At 52.8% G+C, this 20851-nt stretch carries 24 protein-coding genes and 1 tRNA gene; 11 read left to right on the top strand and 14 right to left on the bottom strand.

Going from position 1 to position 20851, the window contains the following annotated elements; genetic code table 11:
* Positions 1-443: 443 nt before the first annotated feature.
* The 6 genes from BN2106_RS05160 (at position 444) to BN2106_RS05135 (ending at position 6475) form a co-directional block, all read left to right on the top strand.
* Entirely contained in the window at positions 444-1118 is a 675-nt protein-coding gene (locus BN2106_RS05160) for a response regulator transcription factor (protein ID WP_050697488.1), read from the top strand.
* A gap of 3 nt (positions 1119-1121) precedes the next feature.
* Entirely contained in the window at positions 1122-2129 is a 1008-nt protein-coding gene (locus BN2106_RS05155; RefSeq protein ID WP_050697487.1) for a sensor histidine kinase, read from the top strand.
* 126 nt (positions 2130-2255) lie between these two features.
* Positions 2256-3023, top strand: coding sequence for an ABC transporter ATP-binding protein (locus BN2106_RS05150; protein ID WP_050697486.1), 768 nt, complete (start codon positions 2256-2258; stop codon positions 3021-3023).
* A complete protein-coding gene (locus BN2106_RS05145) occupies positions 3016-4992 on the top strand; it encodes an ABC transporter permease (RefSeq protein WP_050697485.1) in 1977 nt (658 codons plus the stop codon). Before BN2106_RS05150 ends, BN2106_RS05145 begins: the two co-directional genes overlap by 8 nt.
* Positions 4993-5081: 89 nt before the next feature.
* Complete coding sequence (locus BN2106_RS05140) at positions 5082-5876, top strand: MerR family transcriptional regulator (RefSeq protein WP_050697484.1); 795 nt, start codon at positions 5082-5084, stop codon at positions 5874-5876.
* Positions 5877-6064: 188 nt separating this feature from the next.
* Positions 6065-6475: an RrF2 family transcriptional regulator gene (locus tag BN2106_RS05135; protein ID WP_050697483.1), complete on the top strand. Its 411-nt coding sequence runs from the start codon at positions 6065-6067 to the stop codon at positions 6473-6475.
* 10 nt (positions 6476-6485) lie between these two features.
* Here the strand turns inward: BN2106_RS05135 and BN2106_RS05130 are convergent, their stop codons facing one another.
* A complete protein-coding gene (locus BN2106_RS05130; protein WP_154666426.1) occupies positions 6486-7076 on the bottom strand; it encodes a nitroreductase family protein in 591 nt (196 codons plus the stop codon).
* Positions 7077-7217: 141 nt separating this feature from the next.
* Entirely contained in the window at positions 7218-7886 is a 669-nt protein-coding gene (locus tag BN2106_RS05125) for a class I SAM-dependent methyltransferase (protein ID WP_050697482.1), read from the bottom strand.
* A 310-nt stretch (positions 7887-8196) separates the two neighbouring features.
* On the opposite strand from BN2106_RS05125, the gene BN2106_RS05120 reads away from it, so the two are divergent.
* From BN2106_RS05120 to BN2106_RS05115, 3 genes are all read left to right on the top strand, one after another.
* Positions 8197-8616, top strand: a complete 420-nt coding sequence (locus BN2106_RS05120; RefSeq protein WP_050697481.1) for a YjdF family protein — start codon at positions 8197-8199, stop codon at positions 8614-8616.
* Positions 8617-8788: 172 nt separating this feature from the next.
* The gene (locus BN2106_RS16440; protein WP_195891782.1) at positions 8789-8962 is read left to right on the top strand and encodes a hypothetical protein; all 174 of its coding nucleotides are present in this window, start codon (positions 8789-8791) and stop codon (positions 8960-8962) included.
* Between the two features lie 13 nt (positions 8963-8975).
* Positions 8976-9221: a spore coat protein gene (locus BN2106_RS05115; RefSeq protein ID WP_050697480.1), complete on the top strand. Its 246-nt coding sequence runs from the start codon at positions 8976-8978 to the stop codon at positions 9219-9221.
* A 126-nt stretch (positions 9222-9347) separates the two neighbouring features.
* Here the strand turns inward: BN2106_RS05115 and hcp are convergent, their stop codons facing one another.
* The 12 genes from hcp to BN2106_RS05055 all read right to left on the bottom strand — a co-directional run bounded on the left by hcp (position 9348) and on the right by BN2106_RS05055 (position 19313).
* Positions 9348-10946 (bottom strand): hydroxylamine reductase, encoded by a 1599-nt coding sequence (hcp, locus tag BN2106_RS05110; protein ID WP_195891781.1) that lies wholly within the window; start codon positions 10944-10946, stop codon positions 9348-9350.
* 20 nt (positions 10947-10966) lie between these two features.
* Complete coding sequence (locus BN2106_RS05105) at positions 10967-11665, bottom strand: ATP-binding protein (RefSeq protein ID WP_050697479.1); 699 nt, start codon at positions 11663-11665, stop codon at positions 10967-10969.
* A gap of 398 nt (positions 11666-12063) precedes the next feature.
* Positions 12064-12150: transfer RNA gene (locus tag BN2106_RS05100), tRNA-Leu, on the bottom strand.
* Between the two features lie 108 nt (positions 12151-12258).
* Positions 12259-13053, bottom strand: a complete 795-nt coding sequence (locus BN2106_RS05095; protein ID WP_050697478.1) for an RnfABCDGE type electron transport complex subunit B — start codon at positions 13051-13053, stop codon at positions 12259-12261.
* 15 nt (positions 13054-13068) lie between these two features.
* Positions 13069-13677 (bottom strand): electron transport complex protein RnfA, encoded by a 609-nt coding sequence (locus tag BN2106_RS05090; protein WP_207641697.1) that lies wholly within the window; start codon positions 13675-13677, stop codon positions 13069-13071.
* Positions 13674-14357: an electron transport complex subunit RsxE gene (rsxE, locus tag BN2106_RS05085; RefSeq protein WP_050697477.1), complete on the bottom strand. Its 684-nt coding sequence runs from the start codon at positions 14355-14357 to the stop codon at positions 13674-13676. Before rsxE ends, BN2106_RS05090 begins: the two co-directional genes overlap by 4 nt.
* Before the next feature lie 2 nt (positions 14358-14359).
* Positions 14360-14938, bottom strand: coding sequence for an RnfABCDGE type electron transport complex subunit G (locus BN2106_RS05080; RefSeq protein WP_050697476.1), 579 nt, complete (start codon positions 14936-14938; stop codon positions 14360-14362).
* Positions 14935-15900 (bottom strand): RnfABCDGE type electron transport complex subunit D, encoded by a 966-nt coding sequence (locus BN2106_RS05075; protein ID WP_050697475.1) that lies wholly within the window; start codon positions 15898-15900, stop codon positions 14935-14937. Before BN2106_RS05075 ends, BN2106_RS05080 begins: the two co-directional genes overlap by 4 nt.
* Positions 15900-17243, bottom strand: coding sequence for an electron transport complex subunit RsxC (gene rsxC / locus BN2106_RS05070; RefSeq protein ID WP_050697474.1), 1344 nt, complete (start codon positions 17241-17243; stop codon positions 15900-15902). The genes BN2106_RS05075 and rsxC overlap by 1 nt, the downstream gene beginning before the upstream one ends.
* Before the next feature lie 50 nt (positions 17244-17293).
* Positions 17294-17839 carry a Gx transporter family protein gene (locus BN2106_RS05065; RefSeq protein WP_050697473.1) on the bottom strand — a complete coding sequence of 182 codons (546 nt, stop codon included), beginning with the start codon at positions 17837-17839 and terminating at the stop codon, positions 17294-17296.
* Complete coding sequence (locus BN2106_RS05060; RefSeq protein ID WP_050697472.1) at positions 17836-18261, bottom strand: NusG domain II-containing protein; 426 nt, start codon at positions 18259-18261, stop codon at positions 17836-17838. The genes BN2106_RS05065 and BN2106_RS05060 overlap by 4 nt, the downstream gene beginning before the upstream one ends.
* Positions 18258-19313 (bottom strand): FAD:protein FMN transferase, encoded by a 1056-nt coding sequence (locus tag BN2106_RS05055; RefSeq protein WP_050697471.1) that lies wholly within the window; start codon positions 19311-19313, stop codon positions 18258-18260. Before BN2106_RS05055 ends, BN2106_RS05060 begins: the two co-directional genes overlap by 4 nt.
* A gap of 308 nt (positions 19314-19621) precedes the next feature.
* On the opposite strand from BN2106_RS05055, the gene BN2106_RS05045 reads away from it, so the two are divergent.
* Positions 19622-20122: a YbaK/EbsC family protein gene (locus BN2106_RS05045; RefSeq protein ID WP_050697469.1), complete on the top strand. Its 501-nt coding sequence runs from the start codon at positions 19622-19624 to the stop codon at positions 20120-20122.
* Complete coding sequence (trmB, locus tag BN2106_RS05040) at positions 20106-20780, top strand: tRNA (guanosine(46)-N7)-methyltransferase TrmB (RefSeq protein WP_050697468.1); 675 nt, start codon at positions 20106-20108, stop codon at positions 20778-20780. The genes BN2106_RS05045 and trmB overlap by 17 nt, the downstream gene beginning before the upstream one ends.
* The last annotated feature ends 71 nt before the right edge of the window (positions 20781-20851 follow it).

Below are 20851 nucleotides of genomic sequence, written 5' to 3'. Positions count from 1 at the left end.
TCAAAATGAATGCTTATTTACAAACCTGCGGTCCAGTATTTGTCAATTTACAATGGTTTTCCATTCAATTTACAGATAAGTTTTGTAGTATTTATATCCTTTGTATTATAACATTATATGGAAAATTTTATCAAGCATTGTCCATGGGGTGTGGACGAAAATGACAATTAATTCCTCAATTATGCACCATGGTTCCGCTACTGAATGAAAACATTTACCAGCCTTATTCTTACACGGCGTAATATTTAAAACATGCCAAAATAGTTTCCAGTTTACTGGAAAAAGCCAAAATGTACAAATATGGATAAAACGATCATTTCAACTTGACAGCTTTTGGCGTCATCCTGCTTTTTAGAAGAGATCAATGATTGTGGAGCGGCGCAATCCATGTTATGATGAAACCTGCTGCAAAACATTAACAGAATTGAGGATGTGCACAGTTTATGTATAAAATTATGATTGTGGAAGACGATCTCACCATTGCCGGCGTTTTATCCCGCCATCTGGAAAAGTGGAGTTATCAGGTACAGACGGTCACGGACTTTGGGACGGTTTTAAAGCAATTTCAGGATAGCCAGCCGCACCTGGTCCTGCTGGACATCTCTCTGCCCTTCTTCAACGGATACCATTGGTGTACGGAAATACGCAAAGTCAGCCAGGCGCCCATCATTTTTATTTCTTCTGCAAAGGACAACATGAGCCTTGTGATGGCAATCAACCTGGGAGCGGACGATTTCATCGCCAAGCCGTTTGATCTGGACATTGTGACCGCAAAGATTCAGGCCGTCCTGCGGCGCACTTATTCCTTCGGGGCGGATTTCAACATTGTGGAACACAACGGTATGGTATTTAATCTGGGGGACGCGACGATTTCTTATCAGGGGCAGCAGGTGGAACTCACCAAAAACGAATTTAAAATCATGCAGGTCTTACTGGAAAACCGGGGCAACACCGTACCGCGCGAACACCTGATGCAAAAGCTCTGGGAAACGGAAAGCTTCATCGATGACAACACCCTGACGGTCAACATGACGCGCCTGCGCAAAAAGCTGGAGGGCATTGGGCTGGATCATTTGATCCACACCAAAAAAGGCATGGGCTATCTGGTGGAGGCATAAAAAATGGGAAAACAATTTCTAACCGATACTTTGGGATATATCCAGAGGCATTGGAGAACGCTTTTCCTGTTTCTTCTGTTTCTCACGGTCCTTTTCACCGTGTACGGCCTGTACGGACTGCCCTGGGGACCGGCCTTCTACACGGCGCTTTTGTTCACTGTCGCCCTGATCCTGTTCAGCTTTTGGGATTTCAGGCATTACCGGCAGCGGCAGCAGCACCTGTATTTTTTGCGCAAGCAGGCGCCTACGCACCTGGGTGCGCTTCCCATTGCGGCAGACAAACAGGAGCGCGCCTATCAGGAGCTTTTACACCTGCTGGAAAAGCGCTGCCAGGACGCGGAAGAACATGCGCGCCAGTCGACTGAAAACGCTAAAGAATACTACACGCTCTGGTCCCATCAGATTAAAACGCCTCTTGCCGCCATGCGGCTGCTTTTGCGTGAGGAAACGCCGGATTGCAGCGCGCTGGAACAGGAGCTTTTTAAAACCGAACAATACGTGGAAATGGTTCTGCAATATCAGCGTCTGGGAAAAGGCCCGATGGATCTGCTGTTTCAGGAATACTCACTGGACTTTTTAATTCGGCAGGCCATAAAAAAGACGGCCACACTCTTTATCCATAAAAAGATTTCTCTAAATTTCACATCCGTTTCCTGCCGGGTGATTACCGACGAAAAGTGGCTGGTCTTTATATTGGAGCAGCTGTTGACCAATGCCGTCAAATACACGCCGAAGGGGGCTGTCTCCATCTATTTGCAGCCGGATACGCCCGCAACGCTTGTGATTGAAGACACCGGCATTGGCATCCGTCCGGAGGACCTGCCCCGGGTATTCGAATGGGGATATACCGGCTATAACGGACGATTGGACAAGCGCTCCACTGGTGTTGGGCTGAGTCTCTGCCGTCAGGCGCTGACCATGCTGGGGCACTCCATTCGGATCACTTCCGAGGTGGGAAAAGGGACCCGGGTACTCCTGGATCTCTCCCGCCAAACACTGGAGGTCGAGTAACCTTACAGCAATGTAAGAAACCGGCCGAAAACGTAAGCCAATCCGATGGAAGAACGGTCCGATCTTTTTTATACTATGAGAGAAGTGAATAATAACTATGGATCGTTCCAAAAGGAGGAGCTTATTATGACCCTTTTGCAGGTCAACCATTTAAAGAAAATTTATGCCAGCCGCCTGGGCGGCAGCCTGGTGCAGGCTTTGTCGGATGTCAATTTTTCCGTGGAGGAAGGCGAATTCGTTGCCATTATGGGCGAATCCGGCTCCGGGAAAACCACGCTGCTGAATATCCTCGCGGCGCTCGACAAGCCGACCGGCGGTGAAGTGCTGCTCAACGGCAAAAATATCGCGGCGATCCCGGAAGGGCAGATGGCGGCGTTCCGGCGCAGCCACATGGGCTTTGTATTTCAGGATTTCAATCTTCTCGATACCTTTTCCTTAAAAGACAACATTTTCCTTCCGCTGGTTCTGGCCCGCAAGGAATACCGGGAGATGGAACAACGCATTGCTCCCATCGCACAGAGGCTCGGCATCGGCGACCTGTTGAACAAATATCCCTATGAGGTCTCCGGCGGACAGAAACAGCGCGCAGCGGTCGCCCGCGCTTTAATCACACAGCCGAATATTGTCTTTGCCGACGAACCCACGGGCGCGCTGGACTCCAAAGCGACGGAAAGCCTTTTGCGGGTCTTTGAGGAGATCAACCGGGAGGGGCAGACCATCCTGATGGTTACCCACAGCACACGCGCCGCAAGCCACGCGGGACGCGTGCTGTTCATCAAAGACGGTCTGGTCTACCACCAGATCTACCGCGGCAACCAAAGCAACGGCGAGCTGTACCAGAAAATTTCTGACACGCTGACGGTGCTTGCAACAGGGGGCGAACTCCATGAGTAAGTTATTCTATTCGCGCCTTGCTTTTACAAACATCAAGAAAAACAAAAGCATTTATCTGCCCTATTTGATGGCCAGCACCCTGATCGTCGGCTTATGCTATATCCTGCGTTCCGTTACCATCATGGTCGAACGGAGCGGCGCAAAGGGCGCAGATTATATGTCCTTTATCCTGGGGCTCAGCTTCTGGATTTTTGCCACAATCGCCATTATGATCCTGTTGTACATCAACAGCTTCGTGATGAAGCGGAGGAAAAAGGAATTCGGCCTGTATAGCATCCTGGGAATGGAAAAACGGCATATCTCCATTGTGATCTTTTTTGAGGTGCTGTTCACCGGTCTGCTGAGCCTTGTCGTCGGTATTCTGGGCGGCGCGCTGTTAAGCCAGCTGATGTTCCTGCTGCTGCTCTATATCGTCGGTATTCCCTCCCCGCTTACCTTCAGCATCCCGCTGGATGCTGTCTCCATGACCGTTGTGCTCTTTTTATACATCTTTGCATTCATCCTGCTGTACGACATCGTCAGCATCTGCCGCACTAATCCGATCGATCTGCTGCACAGCAGCAAGGAGGGCGAGCGGGAACCAAAGGCCCGCTGGCTGCTCGCATTGGGCGGCGTCCTGACCCTGGGCGGCGGATACGTTTTGGCGTGCATCGTGGGAAATCCGGCGGACGCGCTGCTCATGTTTTTCCCCTGTGTCATGCTGGTCATCATCGGCACGTACCTGCTGTTTATTGCCGGCAGTGTCGCCGCGTTGAAGCTGATGCGCAAAAACCGCAAATTCTATTATAAGCCGCAGAACTTCATCTCCGTCTCCGGCATGATTTACCGGATGAAACAAAATGCGGCCGGCCTGGCGACCATCTGTATTTTATCCACCTGTGTGCTGACGACGCTGTCCTTTACTGTCAGCCTGTTTATCGGGGAGGAGGATACGCTCCGCTCGCAGTTCCCCCGGCAAATCCATGTGACCTGCACGGACGCGGACGAAGCCAGCGGCGCTCTGATGGATCAGACCGCACAGGATTATGCAAAATCCTACGGCTTTACCGTTGAAAACCCGTTTGGATACGCTGCACTGGAGTTCGCCACCGTAAAAAACGGCAGCCGGTTCCAAACCTCCGACGACGGTTTTTCAGGACCATATTACAGCATCTCCTGCATTCCGCTGGGCGATTACAATGCTATCACCGGCTCCAACGAATCGCTTGCTTCCGGCGAGGTCTTGTATTACGATTCTGACAGCACAGAGAAAATGGACAGCATCCAGATTGGGGATCTGACCTACCGGGTTAAAAAGAGCATCCCCTCCCCCGACCTTTTTAACAATACCATCGGCATGTCACGCGCTTACGTGATTATGCCGGCACTGGAAGACATGAATCATCTTCTGGCAGAGATCAATTCCAACACTTCCTACCAGCGCATCATCCGATACCATTACTATTTTGATGTGCAGGGCGATCAAAATCAGCTTCCCGCGTTTTATGAAAACCTTCGGGACGGTTTCAACAAGACTGTGCCGCATCTCTCCTATATCCAAAATATAGACGACACGCGTGATGAATTTTACCAGCTTTACGGCAGTTTCCTGTTTGTGGGCATCTTCTTTGTCGCATTGTTTCTGATCGCCACCGTGCTGATCATTTACTATAAGCAGATTACGGAGGGGTTCGACGACCACGACCGCTTCCAGATCATGCAGAAAGTCGGTATGAGCGACCGGGAAGTTCGCCGCACCATTCAAAAGCAGGTGCTGATGGTATTCTTCCTGCCTTTGGGTATGGCGGTGCTGCACATGATCGTCGCCTACCCCGTTCTGTGTAAGATCATGACGGCATTCAGCATGACAGACACCTCACTGTTTTTCATCTGCACCATCGTCACCATTCTTTTGTTTGCAATCCTGTACTTCATTGTGTATCATCGGACAGCCCGCACCTATTACCGTATTGTGCAGAACATGAATTAAAAAATGTTTCAAACCCTCTTGACCTTACCATTGTGTGAAGGTGTATCCTTATGATAGAACCGGTTCAGAAAATCAAAAGGAGGTCTGTCATGCTCACCATCGGCGAATTTTCCGTTCTTGGGCACATTTCAACGCGCATGCTGCGGCATTACGACGCAATTGGGCTGCTTCGTCCCGCTCATATCGGCGCGGAAAACGGCTACCGCTATTACGACCCGGCCCAGCTTTCCAGTCTCAAACAGATTGAAACGCTGAAAAACTATGGTTTTACGCTCGCGGAAATTGCCGGACTGCTGCCTCTTCCTCAACAGGAGCTGGCACAGCGGATTTACGCGCGCAGGGTCCACGCTTATAAAGAGCTGAACGACATGCGCCGGTCGATTCGTCTGATGGAAGATGACATCATCCGTATGGAGGGAATCGGTATGGCAATGGAAAAATACGCGGTTATTGTAATGGAAGTGCCGGAGCAAAAGGTCTTTGGCATTCGCAGAACCATCTCAATCAGCGAGGTGCACGAACTGTTCGCCCAGCTGCATCGTGAGATGGAGGCACGCGGTTTAAGGCGCACCGGCGCAACACAGCTGATCTGTCACAGCGAGACGTTTTCTTATGAAAGCATGGATGTGGAGGCACAGGCGGTTGTCAACGCGGACGGGCCGGAGATTCAGACGATTCCGGCAATGACCTGCGTTGCAACCACGCACATCGGTCCGTATGAAACGACCACATGCGCGTATGAGGCGCTTCGCTCCTGGTTTGCACAGCATCCGGAATATCAGGTGTGCGGCCCGGCAATCGAACGCTATCTGAAAGACGAGGGAATGGTAAACAGCCCGGAAGAATTGGAAACCGGCATTCTGTTTCCTGTAAAACGGGTTTAACCATCCCCAAAGAACAAAAAAGACGGCGCCCACTCGACACATGTATGGGTCGAGTGGGCGCCGTTTACATATTTACGCTTTTTCACCAATCTCATCTATTTCTTTTTGGACAATATCATCTTGACAGAACCGCGCGAACTGACTATACTTTTGTCAAAATGTATCATTTAGAAGGATAGGTGGAAAGATTGCTGATTACAAGGGAAATGGATTACGCCCTGCGGATTCTCCGCACACTGTCCAATGGAGAGTCGGCAGAGGCAGAAAAAATTTGCGAAAGAGAAATGATTCCTGCTCTGCTTGGGGAATCTGTTCTTAAAAGGCTGGAAAAAGGCGGATTGATCCAAATTTCACGCGGCACATCGGAGCACTGCCGGTTAAACGTCGACTTGAAGACGGTAACTCTGTACGATCTGATGACGGCAGTGGGAGCGGAAACACAGATCAACGCCTGCATGAAACCAGGGCATCTATGTGAATGGCGCATCACACATCGTACAGAATGCGCCGTCCACAACCGCCTAGTCCATATCCAAAAGGCCCTGGATGACGAGCTGCGCGCGCATACTCTGTATCAGATGCTTCTGGGGGACAATTGAGCGCCATCCCCTAGATCCGCCAATCCACAATTTCCGTCAGCTGCTTCCTCGGCCTTGGCGGCGGCGTTTCATCCGCTGCGCCCAATGCCATGGCAGCAAGCAGCTCTCCCTCCATGTGCAGCCAGCTGCAAAGCTCCGGATAGGCAAAATAGGTATCACAAATCCACAGACTTCCCAGTCCCAGCTCTGTTGCCTCCAGGGTCATGTTCTCCATGGCGGCTCCAACGGACTGCGCATTGCAAATTTCATAGATACGCTCTTCCGCCGTAAGCGGGCGAAAGAGATCCTGTCCCAGAGGGCTGACGACAAATACCACCACAGGGGCCTGCTGCATGATTTGCAGCGTGTACTCGGCTCCTCCTAAATGCTGCTTGCTGCCCGGCAGAATCGCCTCCCTTTTTTCCCGCAGCAAGCCTTCCCGCATGGCAAAAAGCGCTTCTTCCTTTGCTTTTCCGCCCGCTACGACAAACTTCCACGGTTGCCTGTTTTTGGAGGACGGCGCCAGCATCCCCGCGCGCAGAATTTGTTCAACGGTGTCTTTGGGTATTGCGTCTCCCCTGTACTTTCTAATGCTTCTTCGCCGTAAAATAGCAGAAATCATAGCATACTCCTTCTCACATTTTGAACCATTGGACATTGCAAGACAAAAAAGAACGTCGCCCTGTGCGGTTTCTTTCTCAAAGAAAGAACAGCACAGGTTTTTTATTGCTCTCCACGCCATAAAAGCCGAGAATGGTCCAACCTATTTTATCCCCAGGAACCCCGCCTGCATGCCGGAAAGCCACAGCAGTTCCGCCTCCTGAAAGCCGCAGTTTTTTATGGCAGCAAGCTGTTCCGACAGAGTAATCGGGAAATACGCTTTGCCATATCTTGCGATATGCCGTTCACACTCTTCCATGTCTTTTCCTTGCCGTAATTGATATGTTTTCCATCGTTCCAGATAGAGCTGCTGCAAAATACGGCTGTTTGGCGCAAAGTTCTCAAAACTTATGAAAACGCCGCCTGTCTTCAAGGCTTTCCAGCAATTTTGAAGCGACTTCCTTCGTTCTTCCTTCTGCAAATAATGATTGACCTGTATGGCGGTCACAACGTCAAACTCGTTGTCATAGTCCCATTCCCGCACATCTGCAACTTGGAACTCCGCGCATGGTGAAGCAAAACGGGCACGCGCCAGTTGTATCATTTCAGAGGAGGAATCCAAACATACGAATCTTTTTAGCTTGACCGTTTCAAATGCCAGCTCCGCCATTTTCCCCGTGCCGCAGCCCACGTCCAGCCATACCAGCGCTCCCGTTTGACAGGCCTGCACCACATCGATGGCTTGTCTGTAAAACTCCTCATAGTACGGGAGCGCACGCCGGATTTCTTCGTCGTATTCCTCCGCACAAAACGCGGAAACATTTCCTGCCACGCTTCATCCCCCTTTCTGCTTTTATTGATCCGCTATGATTATAGCAAATGATAAAATATCCGGCAATTGAAACGGATGAAAAAGCCGTATTTAACCCCTTGTCTCGATGAATTCATTCGCTTTTCTCCCATCCTTCCGTTTTCCACAGGGCAACGGCTTGACACCCTCCGGAATTCCTGTAAAATAAGAAGCGCAAAGATAAAAACACATTCCGGTTGGTAGTCCGGAAGCAACAATTTGTTGTCAGTAACCTGCCTCCTTTGGTTGTCCGTTCTTTGCGGCGCAGAACACATTAAAGGAGGAAGCATTTATGGGCAAAATTGCGTCTAAACTCACCGTTCTGTTTGAGGACCCTTTTTGGATTGGCCTTTACGAGCGGGAAGATTCCGGCAAGTACGAAGTCAGCAAAATCACATTTGGAGCAGAACCAAAAGAGTATCAGGTTTACGATTTCATGCTGAAGAATTGGAAAAGGCTTCGGTTCAGTCCGTCCATGGAAGCTGCCGCGCTCGTTGAAAAACGGATGAATCCCAAACGCATGCAGCGCCTCGCAAAACAGCAGACGGAACACACCGGCATTGGAACCAAAGCGCAGCAGGCGTTAAAACTCCAGCAGGTGCAGGGAAAAACAGCGCGTAAGGTTCGATCCCGGGAACAGCGGGAAGCTGAGAAAGAGCGGCAATTTACCCTGCGGCAGGAAAAGCGCAAAGAAAAGCACAGGGGACACTAACGCAAAATTTATCTAGAATCAGGCTGTCGCAGATTGTGTTCAAAAGGACAAATCTGCGACAGCCTCTTTTTTTTGCGGGGATATTTTCTATTACGGATCAAGATTTATAAAAAGCGCAATTTCACGCATAACAGTACCGTTTTTTCCTCATAATACCTTTGAGGTGATGATAATGACTTCAAAAGAACTTTTGTATGTCGAAGACGCGCTGGGACATGAAAAATATTTTCAGACCAAGTGCAAAGAAGTGGCTGGCCAATTACAGGACGCCGATTTAAAAGCGTATGTAGAGCAGATGGAAAAAAAGCACCAGCAGCTTTTCCAGAGCTTCTACGGTTTGCTGTGAGGAGGGAAAGAACATGGATGACAAAAATATGATGGAAAATATCCTCCTGCTGGAAAAGGGCGTCTGCGACCTGTTTATGCACGGAGCAATCGAGTCCGGCACCGATAACGTGCACCAGGCCTTCTGTACCGCACTGAACGATTCTTTGTGCATGCAGGACACCATTTACGACAAAATGATGGAAAAAGGCTGGTATCCCACCGAGCAAGTGGAGCAGAACAAGATCAATACTGTTAAGCAAAAATTCCTTGCTCAGTAAATAGGCCATGTAAAAAACGCAGAACTGCTGAAAGCAGTCTGCGTTTTTTATTGGTCCAAGTGTTTTATCACATCGCTACATGCGTATTGATAGGATGCAATTTATTTGCCACGCTGTCAAGAGGATTCAACGGGACAGCATTTTCTTCAGGTCTTCCTCCGCAGAAGTGATCGGCGTCAGCGCATAATTTTCCACAAGAATTTTGAGAACGCCTGGAGAGATAAACGCCGGCAGCGTCGGCCCGATATGAATATTTTTTACACCCAAATACAGGAGTGAAAGCAAGATGCAGACCGCCTTTTGCTCATACCAGGAAAGTACCAGCGAGAGCGGCAGCTCGTTAACACCACATCCAAACGCTTCCGAAAGGGCCAATGCGACTTTGATCGCCCCGAATGCGTCATTGCATTGTCCTACATCCATCAGCCGCGGAAGTCCGCCGATCTCTCCCAGATCAAGGTCGTTAAAGCGGTATTTACCACAGGCCAGCGTTAAAATCACGGTATCGGCCGGGGCCTGTTTTACCAGTTCCGTATAGTAATTGCGGCCGGCCCGGGCTCCGTCACAGCCGCCAACCAGGAAAAAGTGTCGTATTGCGCCAGCCTTTACCGCATCTACAACCTGGTCCGCCACCGATAAAATTGTTCCGTGGCCATAACCGGTCGTTACGTGCGTGCCGCCATTTATCCCCGTCATCGAATGTTCTTCCCGATATCCGCTCAATTCAAGCGCTTTTTCAATCACAGGTGTGAAATCCTGATCCTCCCCAATGTGGACCATTCCAGGATAAGCCACCACTTCCGTGGTAAAAACGCGGTCAGCATAGGAGGCTTTTGGCGGCATTAAGCAGTTGGTCGTAAAGAGAACCGGCGCGGGAATGTGATCAAATTCCTTTTGCTGGTTTTGCCAGGCAGTTCCAAAATTACCCTTCAGGTGCTTGTACGCCCGCAGTTTTGGATACCCGTGAGCGGGAAGCATTTCCCCATGGGTATAAACCTGAATCCCCTTGTTTTCCGTCTGCTCCAGCAGGAGTTGCAAGCACCGCAGATCATGGCCGGAAACAACGATGAACGGCCCTTTTTCAACTGCCAAAGGAACTGTGGCAGGAGTCGGCGTCCCATACATTTCTGTATTCGCCTGATCCAGCAATTCCATACAGCGCAGGTTGATCCGCCCGCACTCCAACACGCGCGAAAGAAGATCGTCTGTGCCGAACGCTTCTCCTACTGCAAAAAGGCCACGGTAAAAGAACTCATTCACTTCCTCATCCATATAACCCAGCACCATCGCATGATATGCATACGCAGCCATTCCGCGCAGTCCAAACAACAGCAGGGACTTCAGCGACTTGATATCCGCATTTGGCTCCTCCCAAAGCTGGGACATGGCATAGTCATCGTTGCGCGAACAGGGACTCGCACAGACGCCGCATCTTGGGATCAACTTGCTCTTTTCTTCATGAACCGTTTGAATCTGCCTTTGCAGCGCCGTGTCATCAAAACTGACGTTGGTGAGTGTGGCAAATAGTCCTTCCATCATCGCCCGGTGGGTCGACTCCGTCGCATGGTTGCCATCTGACGCGCGGGCCAATCCAATCAGCGCACCGGTCAGCTCATCGTGTAAAGCGGATACGGCCGCGCTTTTGCCGCAGACACCTGCTTTCCCTGTGCATCCCGTACAGCCTGCCGTCTGCTCGCATTGATAACAATACATTGTCTCTTTCATCGGTAAATCCTCCATTCTGTTTATTCCGAAAGAATCCGTCCGTCGGTCGAAACCACCACGACATGCCACGGCAGGAACTTCCCACTTGCTTGAAGCGCCTTTTTAACCGCATTTTCAATTCCTCCACAGCAGGGAACTTCCATTCGCACAACCGTGACGCTGCGTATAGGATTTTGCATGATGATATCCGTCAACTTTTCCGCATAGTCTCCCTCATCCAGCTTAGGGCAGCCAATCAGCGTTACCCGGCCCCGAATAAACTTTTGATGGAATCCCGCGTAGGCGTAAGCGGTACAGTCAGCTGCGATTAACAAGTCCGCCCCGTAAAAATAAGGCGCATTGACCGGAACCAGTTTTATTTGTACCGGCCATTGAGAAAGCATGCTGCCGGATTCCATCGGCCCCGGAACAGATTCGGTCTGTCGGGCTATTCGTTTGCTCCGGGTGCCGGGGCAGCCACAGGGCAATGGCTTGGAAACACTTTTTTCCTTGGCCGCCTGTACTGCCGCGTGATCATACGCAGGCGCTTCGCGTTCTTCAAACGTGATTGCACCTGTGGGACAAACGGGCAGGCAATCGCCCAAACCATCACAGTAATCCTCCCGCAACAGCTCCGCTTTGCCGTCTACCATACCGATCGCGCCTTCGTGGCATGCTGCCGCGCAAAGACCACAGCCATTGCATTTTTCTTTGTTAATATTAATCATTCTGCGTTTCATTCTTCTGTCCTCCCGAATTTCAGTTCTCTTCTGGGGCTTTTCTCCTTACCTACCGCCCCGCCCTGTTCTTCTGAATGAATTGTACTCTATGGGAATCCGTTTGTATGTTGTTTTTACAACAAGAATGCAAGAATTAAAGAAAAAGTATAGAACGCTTTTATCGCAAAACACGGACTGATTTGCCGTTTTGAAAGGGCCTACCAGAGGTTGTGGGAGGACAAGCTCGGGGTACGTCTATTTCGCAGTGAATCACACAATAAAAAGCCAAGATCAAACAAGCGTAGTGACGCGTCTGTTTGATCTTGGCTTTTACAGGACAAATCCCGATTGAATACGGGCATAAAACAAAGCGCATCCCACAAAATGGGATGCGCTTCTTGTCTGCGGCGATTTGCCGCTGGTGCCGGTGGCCGGACTCGAACCGGCACGGTATCGCTACCGGTGGATTTTGAGTCCACTACGTCTGCCAATTCCATCACACCGGCGAAGGAACTGCAGATTATTATACAATAAACTCCACCAAAAAGCAACTGGTTTCTTAAAAAAACATGCACAAACTCCGCTATTGATACCGGGGCCATACAAAAAGGCTGTCAAACTTCCATCATGGTAATGCAATGGCGCGGGCATGCTTCCGCACATTTGCCGCAGCCAATGCACTTTTCCGGGTCCACTGTCGCATTAAAGTGATCCACCTTGATCGCTCCCACCTCGCAGGTCTTCTGGCATTTCATGCAGCCGATGCAGCCAACCTTACAAATTTTGTTGGTCATCGCGCCACGGTCACAGTTACCACAGAGCACCACCGCCTGCTTCTTTGCAGGGACCAGCGTAATCAAGCCCTTTGGGCATGCCTTTACACACATGGAACAGCCCTTGCAGCGGGACGGCTCAATATGCGCCATGCCGTTGCAAATATCGATTGCGCCGTACTGGCAGGCGCGCAAGCAATCGCCCAGCCCCATGCAGCCATAGCGGCAGCTGGAGATACCGCCCGCCAGCTGCGCCGCAGCTGAACAACTCTGTATGCCTTCGTATTCCATTTTATCGGTCGTGTTGTCATAACTTCCCAGGCAGTTAACCACCGCAACCTTCGCTTCTACGCCAGCATCCGCAAGGCCGAGATATCCGGATACCGCTTTGGATACCGCTGCGCCGCCCGGCGCGCACAGGCCCACCGGCGCTTCTCCATGCGCCAGCGCCTTCGCATAACCGGAACAGCCCGAATAACCGCAGGCACCGCAGTTGGCGCCCGGCAGCATCTCCGCGATTGCTTCCGCTTTTTCGTCCTTTGGTACCGCCATCACAATCGAGGCAATGGCCAGGCCAAGGCCCGCAATCAGACCGATCCCCGCCACAATCAGCACGGGAAATAAAATTTCATTCATGTTCTTTCCCTCCCATTAACCCAGAAGGCCGTCGACAAGGCCCTGGAACCCAAGGAAGGACACCGCCACAAGGGAGGCCGCAATCAGGGTAATCGGCAGGCCTTTGAGGAATTCCGGAATATCGTTTGTTTCCAGGCGCTCGCGCACGCCGGCAAACAACACCATCGCCACCAGGAAGCCGATACCGGAACCAAACGCATTGACCAGCGACTGTAAATAGCCGAAGGTCGGATCCGCCGCGCCTTTTTCAATCACCAGCATGGTCACGCCCAAAACAGCGCAGTTTGTGGTAATCAGCGGCAGGTAAATCCCCAACGCATTGTAAAGCGGCGGCATAAATTTGCGCAGGGCGATCTCGATCAGCTGTACCAGTGCCGCGATGATCAGGATAAACACGATGGTTTGCAGATATTCCAGACTATTTGGAATCAGAACGTAGGTATAGATCGGCCAGGTGACCGCCGTCGCGATGACCATGACAAAGGTAACCGCCACGCTCATACCGGTCGCCGTGTTCAGCTTTTTGGAAACGCCAAGGAACGGGCAGATGCCAAGGAACTTATTTAATACATAGTTTTCCGTCAGAATGGCCGCCAAAAAGATGGCAACAAGGCTTTTGATCATTTTTCAGCAGCCTCCTTTTCCTTGATTTTCGAGCAGCTTGCCGCAAGCGGACAGCCCTGGCAGCCCAGCTCGGCTTTCCGTCCGCCCTCGCCCGCCATTTTATTCGCAACGGCAATCAGAATTCCAAAGACAAAGAAGCCGCCGGGAGGCAGAATAAATACGATAATCGGATCGATGATACCCGCTGTGATGGGGAATCCAAACAGCGTGCCCGCGCCGAAGAACTCGCGGATCATGCCCATGACCAGCAGCGTCGCCGTAAAGCCAACACCCATGCCAAGCCCATCCACGATGGAGGGCAGGATTTTATTCTTGCTTGCAAACATCTCTGCGCGGCCGAGAATAATACAGTTTACCACAATCAGCGGCAGGAAGATGCCCAGCGCCGTATCAAGTTCGGGAGAATACGCTTTGATCAGCATCTGTACCACGGAGACAAAGCCCGCGATCACCGTGATGAAGGCCGGGATCCGGACCTTATCCGGGATGACCTTGCGGAGCAGGGAAATCACCGCGTTGGAGCAAACCAACACAAAGGTGGTGGCAAGGCCCATGCCGATGGCGTTGCTCGCAGAAGTACTGACCGCCAGCGTTGCACAGCAGCCAAGCACAAGGCGAAGCACCGGGTTTTCTTTAATGATACCCTTGGTAAATTCTTTTAAAAGCGATCTTTTTTCCATCCTCATGCACCGCCTTTCACTGTCTGATACAGCGCTATGGCGCTGTTTACCGCATCCGTCACGCCCTGGCTGGTAATCGTTGCGCCGGTCATCGCCATGATTTCGCCGTCCTGCTGATCGCCGGATTTAATCACGGAGAACTGGCCGGATTCCGGGATTGCCTGATGGTACTGCGCACGAAAGTCCTCTTTCTGCGCGTTCATACCGAGGCCGGGCGTGTCGTTGATGCTCAGGAGCTCCACGCCGGTGACCGCACCGTCCGCCTGGATACCGGTCATGACCTGGATCTGCCCGCCGTAGGAGCTGGCGGTCGTCGTAAAGACATAGCCGGCGATTTCTCCGCCGTTTTTCCCGATGTAGTAGCTGACTTCTTCGCCCTCCGCACCGGTTGTTTTCGCCTCTTCAAATTCCGTCACACCGGGCAGCACCAGCTCGCGGGAGGTTCTGGCCGCCTCCTGTTTCTGCCGCTCAATCTGATCCTTGGTCAGCAGGTTGGTTCCCGCCAGAAGCGCGGTTACCACCAGACAGATCACAGTCAGCATTACAGCAGGGCGGATAATTTCTTTTGGATTCAGTTTCATCCCTGCGCGCCCTCCTTCTTTTCTTTTTTCACACCGAAGGGCCGCGGGCGCGTCACCCGCTCAATCAGCGGTACCAGAATGTTCATAATAATAATGGAGAAAGACACGCCTTCCGGCAGTGAACCAAACATACGGATCAGCATGGTCAGAATGCCGCAGCCAACAGCAAACACGATCCGTCCCTTAAAATGAATGGGAGAGGTCGTGTAATCGGTCGCCATAAAAATCGCGCCGAGCAGCAGGCCGCCGGACAGCAGGTCCAGAATGACATCGCGTCCCGCAAGCAGAGAGAACACGGAAACCGTGCCGAGGTAACACAGCGGGATGACCGGGCTGATCACCTTGCGCGCCACCAGATAGATGCCGCCCAAAATCAGGGCAACCGCACAGGTTTCACCCAGGCAGCCCGCACGGGCACCCAGCAGCATATCGAGATGGCTGGGAATCTGATCCGCCGCGCCCTGCTTGAGTAAACCGAGCGGAGAAGCCGTCGTGACCGCGTCCGGATGGGCGCTGCGGTACCAGAAGGGCACCACCCAATTGCTCATCTTTGCCGGGAAGGATGCCATCAGCACGATGCGCGCTGTCAGCGCCGGATTGACAAAGTTTTGGCCAATGCCGCCGAACATCTGCTTGACCACCACAATCGCAACCACGCTGCCGAATACGGCGATCACCGGGCTGATCGTCACCGGCAGATTGAATGCCAGCAGCAGGCCCGTTACGACGGCGCTCAGGTCGAGAATGGTATTGTCGCGCTTCATTACTTTACGGGAAAGAAACTCGCACAGCACACAGGATACCACACAGGTTAAAATAAGCAGCAGCGCCTGCAATCCAAAGATGAAGCAGGAGGCGATCGCCGCCGGAACCAGGGCAATGATCACATCCAGCATGATTTTCTGTGTGGTCGCCCCACTTTTCAAATGCGGAGACGATGATACAATCAACTTCGTATCCATTACTTCTTCCCTCCTGCGTTTCGGATCAATGCCTTGCCGAGACGGATGGCCTGTACCAGCGGACGGCCCGCCGGGCAGTTATACGCGCAGGTGCCGCACTCCATGCAGTCCATGATGCTGTATTCCTGCAGCTCCTCCACCATCTTCTTTTCCGCGTACTTTTCCAGCATGGTCGGCACCAGCCTCATCGGGCATCCACTGACACAGCGTCCGCACCGAATACAGGCGGTTGGCTCAAGGCTGCGCGCCTCTTTTTCATCCAGACAGATGATGCCGTTGTTTTGCTTAATAATGGGCAGGCTGTCGTCCGTGATGGCGATGCCCATCATCGGACCGCCCATCAGGATCTTCTTGGGGGGGACTTTATAGCCGCCGCAGAAGCGAATCACTTCTTCGATCGGCGTGCCGATCGGCACAATGACATTCTTGGGATACTGCACCGCGGAACCGTCGATTGTCACGCGCTTTTTGACCAGCGGCATGCCGGTCTTCAGGTAATCCGCCAAAAACGCGACAGACGTAATGTTCATGACCACACAGCCGACGTCCGCCGGCAGCTTGCCCATGGGCACTTCGCGGTCCGTACAGGACTTGATCAGCACCTTTTCCGCGCCCTGCGGGTAGCTGGCCTGCAGGGGAAGAACCCGCACATGGTTTTCCGGATCCCGCTTGTCATCGTAGGCAATCTTGTTCAGCGTTTCGATGACGTCGGGTTTGTTGTTCTCCACCGCAATGATCATGCGGTCGATGCCCAGCATCTCCTTCACCGCATAGACGCCGGAAAGCACCGCCCAGGAATTTTCAATGGCTTCCCGATGATCAGCCGTTATGTAAGGTTCGCACTCTGCGGCATTGATGATCAGCGTGTCAATATTCTTATCCTCTGGCACGTTCAGCTTGACGTGCGCCGGAAAGCCCGCGCCGCCCAGACCAACCAGACCGGATTCCCGGACCGCCTGGATAAAGTCTTCTTTCGTATTGACCTCCGGCGGCTTAACTTCTGGTGAAACCGTCATCTCCCCGTCGGAATCGATCACCAGCGCATCCACGTACTGCCCGCCCGAAAGCATGACCTGCTTCACGGCGCTCACCTTGCCGGAAACACTGGCATGAATGGGCGCACTGACAAACGCGGTGCTGTCCGCGATCTTCTGTCCCACCTGCACAAGGTCGCCCACCTTGACGGTCGGTACACATGGCGCGCCCAAATGCTGCTGCATTGGGATCATCACCTGTGCGGGAGGCGGCATGACGGCGGATTCCATCTGCGCCGTGTTCTTTCTGTGCGGCACATGCGCGCCGCCGTGCGAATGAAATGGCTTTTCCGGAAACGTTAACTCCATTATTTTCCCTCCATTTTTTCAGAGTTCCTTTATCAAACGGCAAGCGCCCGTTAAAAACCGGCGCCCTCACTGCCGGGACCCAATCTGTCCAAAAACGGCATAACCGCACGGAGCACCAGACCCGTGAGAATGCCGGAGACAACACCAAAAACGATCAGCCAGGGAATATACCACGCAACAGCGGGCGTTGTCAGCAGCGCCGCTATACAGAGCTGCGCCGCGTTGTGGGAAAGCGCCCCCGCGACGCCCAGCCCCACCATGCCAAAGGGCTTTCCTTTTTTATGTAACAGGAGCCACATCACCAGCGTGCTGAGCACGCCGCCGGAAAGGCTCATCAGCATGGCAGTCACTCCGCGGGTCATCCCCGCAAACAGGCCTTTGAGCACCGCGATGCACAGCGCGGGTCCCAGCCCCACCGCGCCGGCCGCGTACATGGTCGCCAAATTGGAAATCCCAAGCTTTGCCCCGGGAGGCAGCATGGGAATCGGCGGCAGCATGCCTTCCAGCGCGGAGAGCGCCAGCGCCAGCGCCGCCAGCAGCCCGTTAAACGCCACAAAACGGGTGCTGTGGGAAAGATTCAGCCTGTCCTTTTTCATGGTCCCTTCCCCCATTGCACCGCGCCGGTATACGCGTCAAAGGCCTGTTCCCCATCTGCCGCTTCCAGGCGGACAGAAATCCGCGCAGGCAGGCAAACCGCCGCCTGGCCCGCGCGGGTCAGCTTCCCGACACGCACACAGGTCTGATCCGGACAGCCGGAATGTTGAAACGCGACAGCCCCCGGCTCCACCGCGAGCGTCACATGGTATGGACCGCCCAGATCGAGGATTTCCGTTTGCGCCTGTTGGTCCAAATCAATCCGGTACAGTACATTCCCTTCCTGCTCCACAACCGCAACCAGTCCCCGCGACGGCTGCAGCTGGAACCACGAAAATGCCGCCGCGGCCAGCAGAACGGCAAAGACGATTAAAAGCAAATCCTGCTTCTGGAAGGTACGCACTGTTTCCCTGCGTCCGCTCATTCCGCCAACGCATATGCGTCCGACACAATCTGGAACGCATCCTTCAGATTTTCTGTAACGGTCACGCGGTGATCCCGGTCGATGAACACGCCGCCCGCCCCGTATTCCTCCAACAGCGCCCTGCCCTGCTCCAGCCCCAGGACAAACGCCGCTGTGGAGAGCGCGTCGCTCATCGCGCCATTTTGATACACCACAGTTACGGAAACCAGGCCGTTATCCGCCGGATACCCGGTTTTCGGATCCAGCAAATGATGATAGGTGCGCCCATCCTCTTCAAAGGTTTTTTCATACGACCCGGAGGTAGAAATAAAACCTTCTTTCAAATCCAGCGTACCCATTTCAACCGCCTTATCGTTCCCGCTGTCCGGGTCCCGTATGGCAAGCCGCCAGGCGCCGCCGCCGGGCTTTGTCCCGTACAGGCCGATGCTGCCGCCCACCGCCGCCACGCCGGCTTTTGCACTTGCTTCCTGATAGGCCCGCACCATCTGGTCGCAGGCGGCGCCCTTGCCAATGGCGCCGAGGTCAACCGCCGCACCGCGTATTTTGATCGACGCTTTCGATTGTTCCGCATCCACGCGGACATTGCGGTAATCCACAAACGGCAGGAACCGCTGCAGCTCCGCGTCGCCGGGGAAATGCTGGTTTTCTCCGCCAAAATCCCAGAGGGAGCTGATCGGCAGGATGGTGGGGTCAAACGCGCCGTTGGAGCGTTCCGCCACATCCAGGGCATCCTGCAAAATTGACGCCGTTTCCGGCGCAATGTCGATCCAGTCCGTGCCGGCGGCAGCGTTTAAGCGGGCGACGTCGGCGCTTTCCACACGCCAGGAAATCTTGTTCTCCAGCTCCTGTACCGCACGGTCGCCCTCTTGTGCGGCCTGCTCGCCGTTTTCTCCGTACACCGTCTGCTGCACGTAGGTTCCCATTGCAAACGACGTACTGGTAAACGGTTCCTCCTGCAGCGCACCCGTTTGTTTCCATAAAAACACCAGCGTTGCAATGATCAAAAGCAGAACAACCATCAGGCCGGACGCGATTTTTTTACTTTTATCCATGTATGCCTCCATTGTGATAAAACCGGCTGCCTCAATTGCTTTCCTAGTATAGCACAACTTGTTACCCCATCGCAAATTAAACGCGCATTTTTTTGTCCGAATTTTTAACCCTCCGGTCGTATTTTGTCGGCTGGTCTATTTCACAAAATCTCAACCAGAAAGCGCAAATTGGGAAAAAACTTTTTGTCGCAATACACAAAATATTCTGCAAGTATTTTTCATTCTCCTTTCGTATGGTATACTTAAATTTAATTTCAGTCATATTCAGTAAAACACCGGCTTTTTCAGCCGGTTTGGGAGGAAGAAACATGTCGATTGAAGCAGTTAAGGAATACCTGCGGCCGTTCGGCGTTGCGGACCGTGTACAGGAATTCGATGTTTCCAGCGCCACCGTGGAACTGGCGGCACAGGCCGTGGGTGTGGAGCCCGCCCGCATCGCCAAAACCATTTCTTTGAAGGCGGACGAAGGCTGCGTTCTGGTCGTTGCCGCCGGTGATGCGAAAATAGATAACAGCAAATTCAAAGCGGAATTTCATATGAAAGCAAAAATGCTGTCCGCGGACGAGGTACTTCCGTTGACCGGCTACCCGGTGGGCGGCGTGTGCCCGTTCGGCAACCCGGACATGGCAAAGGTCTACTGCGACGAATCCCTGCACCGTTTTGCCACGGTATTTCCCGCCTGCGGCACCGCAAATTCCGCCATTGAACTGTCCTGTGAAGAACTGGAACGCTGCTCCCACAGTCTGAAATGGGTGGACGTCTGCAAAAACTGGGAAGCGGGAGGAACACAGCATGCGGATGCGCAATAAACCCTGGGCCACACCGGAACTGAACGCATGCCCGTTTTTTGTGCGCCGCGCCGAACCGGTCGCGGGCAAATGGCAGGACTGGTTCGCTCACAAACAGCCCATCCATTTGGAGCTGGGATGCGGCAAGGGGTGGTACATCGCGGGGCTTGCCCCGCAAAACCCGGCAATCAATTACATCGGCGTCGATCTCAAGGACGTCGTGCTCGCCCCCGCCAAGCGAATCATTGAAGCCGCTTACGAGGAAGTCGGACGCCCTGTTGATAACGCCGCACTGACCGCCTACAATGTCGAGCAAATCTGCAACATCATCAAACCGGAGGACAATGTACAGCGCGTCTGCATCAATTTCTGCAACCCATGGCCGCGCGCCAAACACCACAAGCGCCGCCTGACGCACCCGCGCCAGCTGAACAGCTACCGGCAGTTTTTGCAGCCGGACGGGGAGCTTTGGTTTAAAACGGACGACGACGCGTTATTTGCAGACACGCTGGAGTATCTGGAGGCGGGCGGTTTTGCCCTGGTCCGCCGGACAGACGACCTGCACGCCGCACCGGGCTTCTTCGCACAGGATGCCCCCACGGAGCACGAGCGGATGTTTACAGAAAAAGGGATCCCGATCAAGGCGCTTGTGGCGCGCATGCGGGAAAAGAACGCTTAAAAAAGAATTCTTGACAAGCCCGCAAAAGAAAGCTATAATTCCCAGTAAATTAATTAGATTTATTTTGCGGC

Source organism: Anaeromassilibacillus senegalensis, assembly GCF_001261775.1.
Classification (GTDB): Bacteria; Bacillota; Clostridia; order Oscillospirales; family Acutalibacteraceae; genus Anaeromassilibacillus; species Anaeromassilibacillus senegalensis.
Note: the sequence above shows the minus strand (reverse complement) of the source record. Positions and strands in the feature narration are given on the sequence as shown.